Consider the following 2,976-nt stretch of genomic DNA (forward strand, 5'->3'; position numbering starts at 1 on the left):
CCCTCGCACCTACGGGTGCGAGGGCCGTCCGCTGTCCTTATCCTCCAGCTCCTCCAGCAGGTTGCGGATCTCCGAGCGCACGAAGTCCCGGGTGGCGACCTCCGACAGGGCCAGCCGCAGCGCCGCCATCTCGCGCGCCAGGTACTCGGTGTCCGCGAGGTTGCGTTCGCCGCGCTGCCGGTCCTGCTCGGCGGTGACCCGGTCGCGGTCGTCCTGCCGGTTCTGCGCCAGCAGGATCAGCGGGGCCGCGTAGCTCGCCTGCAGCGACAGCATGAGCGTGAGCGCGGTGAACCCGTTCGCCGCGCTGTCGAACCGCAGGTTCTCCGGGCCCCATGCGTTCCACGCCAGCCAGACGATGCAGAACCCCGTGAGGTAGATGAGGAACCGGGGCGTGCCGAGAAAGCGGGCGATGCCCTCGGTGGCCTTCCCGACGGCGTCCTGGTCCAGCCGGAACCGGGGGACCAGGCTGCGGCGCTGCGCGAGCGGGGTGTCCAGACGATCAGCCACGGTTCGCCTCCTGTCCTGTCGGCTCCTGTCGCGGCGACTTGCCGCCCGCGGGCTCACGGCGTCCCGAGGGCGCCGAGGGGGCCGCCTGCGCGACCGCCTCCAGCCGTTCGTCGTCGCTGCCCCGCCAGTCGTCCGGGAGGATGTGGTCGAGCACGTCGTCGACGGTGACCACGCCGAGCAGCCTGCGCTGGGCGTCGAGCACCGGCAGCGCGAGCAGGTCGTACGCGGCGAGCAGACGCGTCACCTGACCCACCGAGGCGTCATGGGTGAGCCACTCGGTCTCGGCGTCCAGCACCGACGCGACGGCGGCGTGCGGCGGCTCGCGCAGCAGCCGCTGGAAGTGCGCCACGCCGAGGAACCGGCCCGTCGGCGTCTCGAGCGGCGGTCGCACCACGAACACCATGGAGGCCAGCGCCGGCGGCAGCTCGGCGCGCCTGATCTGGGCCAGCGCGGTGGCGATCGTGTCGTCAGCGCCCAGGATCACCGGTTCCGTGGTCATGAGACCACCCGCCGTGTCCTCCGCGTACTCCAGCAGACGCCGGACGTCGGCCGCCTCCTCCGGCTCCATCAGGTTCAGGAGCTGTGCCGCCTGCTCGTCGGGCAGCTCGTTGAGGAGGTCGGCCGCGTCGTCCGGCTCCATCGCCTCCAGCACGTCGGCCGCACGGTCCCGGTCCAGACCCGACAGGATCGACACCTGGGCGTCCTCCGGCAGCTCCTCCAGCACGTCGGCGAGGCGCTCGTTGTTCAGTGCGCCCGCGATCTCCAGCCGGCGCGCCGGCGCCAGCTCGCGGATCACGTCCGCGAGGTCGGCGGCGCGCATGTCCTCGTACGCCTCCAGCAGACGAGCGGCGCCCTGCTCCGGCGACCGGCTCATGAGGTCCTGCACGGCGTCGACGGGGACCGTCAGGGTGGAACCACGGCGGAACGGGGCAGCCCCCCGTGCGGACCGGCGGCGCACGAACAGCTGGTCCACCAGCCAGTCGCCGGTGCGCTGCTGCGCGATCGAGACGTCCTCGATGGTCACCTCGCCCGAACCGTCCGTGAGCTGCACCCGGCGGTCCAGCAGCTCACCCAGCACCAGCGACTCCATGGCCCGCTGCTCGAACCGCCGCAGGTTCACCAGGCCGGTGCTGATCACCTGGCCCGAGTCGATGCTGGTCACGCGGGTCAAGGGGAGGAAGACGCGGCGTCGGCCCGGGACCTCGACCACCAGACCCACCGCACGCGGCGCGCCCTTGGCCCGGACCAGCACGACGACGTCACGAACCCGGCCCACCTGGTCCCCGATCGGGTCGAAGACCACCGTCCCGGCCAGACGTGCGACGAAAACCCTGCTGCTGGCGCTCACGCTGGTCAGCCTACGACTCGCCCCATGGCCACGCTCCTCGCCACTTCTGCCGAGGTAGGGGAGACTATGGGGTATGAGCATGTCTCGCCCGGGTGCCGTCCCGAAGGTCCCGACCCTGCCGGCCGGCGACGAGGTCGCCGCGTACTCCACCTACCTGGAGGCGCAGAAAGCAGTCGACTACCTCTCCGACAACAAGTTCCCCGTCGAGAACGTCACCATCGTGGGCACCGACCTGCGCATGGTCGAGCGCGTCACGGGGCGTCTCACGTACGGCCGGGTGGCGCTCGCGGGCGCACTCTCCGGCGCCTGGTTCGGTTTCTTCGTGGGCCTGCTGATCACCCTGTTCGCGGGCGAGGCGGGCTTCCAGGTGATGTTCGCCGGCATCGCGCTCGGTGCGGGGTTCGGTCTGCTGTTCTCGATCCTGTCGTACACGTTCACCGGCGGACGGCGTGACTTCACGTCCTCGTCGCAGATCGTGGCCGCGACGTACGCGATCCTCTGCGGGCACGACCACGCGAGCGACGCGCGGGCGCTCCTGATGCGCTCGCCGGGCGGGCTGGGCAAGTCGCGCGGCGCCGCCACCGTGGGCGTCCCGGCGCCCGTCACGCCGCCGGCGTCTGCCGCTCAGGCGCCGGGGGCTCCGGGTGCTGGTGCCGAGCCTGCGCAGCACACTGCCGCGCCGACCCGCCCGACGGACCCGCGCTGGGTCACGCCCTCGGGCGAGCCTCGTTACGGCGCGATGCGGCCTGGTGCTGGTGCTGGTGCGGGTGGTGCCGGTGCTGCCGGTGCCGCTGCGGCGCCGACGGGTACACCTGCGGCCACGCCCGCAGCTACGACGGATGCGCCGACCGCTGTGCCCTCCGACGCGCCCTCGGACGCGGCGCCGCAGACCGAGTCGCCGACCCCGCCGAACCAGGCGGCATCAGCCTCGGACGGCCACCGACAGGACGGCTCGGACGACCAGGACGACGAGCGGACGACCCGCACGTCACCCCGCTCCACCAACCCGTACGCCCCGCCGAGCGACGACCAGAAGTAACTCAGGCTGCGTCGGCTTCGGTCGGTTGCACGGTAGCCGTATGACTTCGGTCGGTTGCCCTGAGATCGGTCACTCAAACGAC

The 2,976-nt window shown here is 72.1% G+C and carries 3 protein-coding genes; 1 reads left to right on the forward strand and 2 read right to left on the reverse strand.

Annotated elements, in window-relative coordinates; translation table 11 throughout:
• Positions 1 to 9: 9 nt before the first annotated feature.
• A complete protein-coding gene (locus ACFWE2_RS25095) occupies positions 10 to 507 on the reverse strand; it encodes a DUF1003 domain-containing protein (protein WP_377226926.1) in 498 nt (165 codons plus the stop codon).
• On the reverse strand, positions 500 to 1,855 hold the full coding sequence (locus ACFWE2_RS25100) for a magnesium transporter MgtE N-terminal domain-containing protein (RefSeq protein WP_377226927.1): 1,356 nt from the start codon (positions 1,853 to 1,855) through the stop codon (positions 500 to 502). Before ACFWE2_RS25100 ends, ACFWE2_RS25095 begins: the two co-directional genes overlap by 8 nt.
• Positions 1,856 to 1,928: 73 nt before the next feature.
• On the opposite strand from ACFWE2_RS25100, the gene ACFWE2_RS25105 reads away from it, so the two are divergent.
• Positions 1,929 to 2,894: a general stress protein gene (locus ACFWE2_RS25105; protein ID WP_377226928.1), complete on the forward strand. Its 966-nt coding sequence runs from the start codon at positions 1,929 to 1,931 to the stop codon at positions 2,892 to 2,894.
• The last annotated feature ends 82 nt before the right edge of the window (positions 2,895 to 2,976 follow it).

Origin of the sequence: Promicromonospora sp. NPDC060271 (assembly GCF_042726755.1) — a bacterium.
Lineage (GTDB): Bacteria > Actinomycetota > Actinomycetes > Actinomycetales > Cellulomonadaceae > Promicromonospora.